Below are 608 nucleotides of genomic sequence, written 5' to 3'. Positions count from 1 at the left end.
TGTCATGGGAGCTGATTTTCGCTTGATATTCCTCAATTATGATGAGGTCTCTTGCGGTTTTACGGTCGTGGCAGTGGTGATGCAATGCTTGGCGGTTTTTTATGGGTATCTTTACCCTCCGCCGCTAGAGGTTTAATATGGTCTACCTCAATTAGGTCACTGTCTGTGAAGAACAGGCCGCATTCATTGCACTTACCCTTTTGTTTCTTCACAAGTCTGGCTAACTTGGCTGGTATTCCAACCTTGTTAATCCCTCTCTTACTCCAGTAAGCCCAATCTCCATCAAATGGAGACTTATCTCCTCTGACTTTGATGTGTCGCTTGATAGAAGTTGCTGCGTGTGTTAACAATCTCAACCCATCTTGCGTTTGAAACGTCCATTTCCCATTCGCTCCATGATGGTAATACTTTCTGAGCTTATCAATGGACGCTTTCCCACATCTTGATGCTGTCCATGCCCTCAAGGCTGTCCAAATCTTATCGTCAAGTTTGGAGAATGTTTCTTTGGATACTACTGTGCTGTAATAGTTGCTCCATCCTTTTATGACTGGATTTAGGTGCTTGATTAGTGCGTATTGTGGGGCTGTTTTATGAGCCTTTATAACCGC

At 43.9% G+C, this 608-nt stretch carries 1 protein-coding gene; it reads right to left on the bottom strand.

What is annotated here, in order from left to right; genetic code table 11:
• Positions 1-59: 59 nt before the first annotated feature.
• Positions 60-608 (bottom strand): group II intron maturase-specific domain-containing protein (locus LKK83_RS06800; protein WP_324630228.1); only part of this gene is annotated, 549 nt, incomplete at its 5' end.

Source organism: Phormidium sp. CCY1219 (assembly GCF_035615515.1).
Taxonomy (GTDB): domain Bacteria; phylum Cyanobacteriota; class Cyanobacteriia; order Cyanobacteriales; family Laspinemataceae; genus CCY1219.
This window is presented reverse-complemented; position numbering and strand designations above follow the sequence as displayed.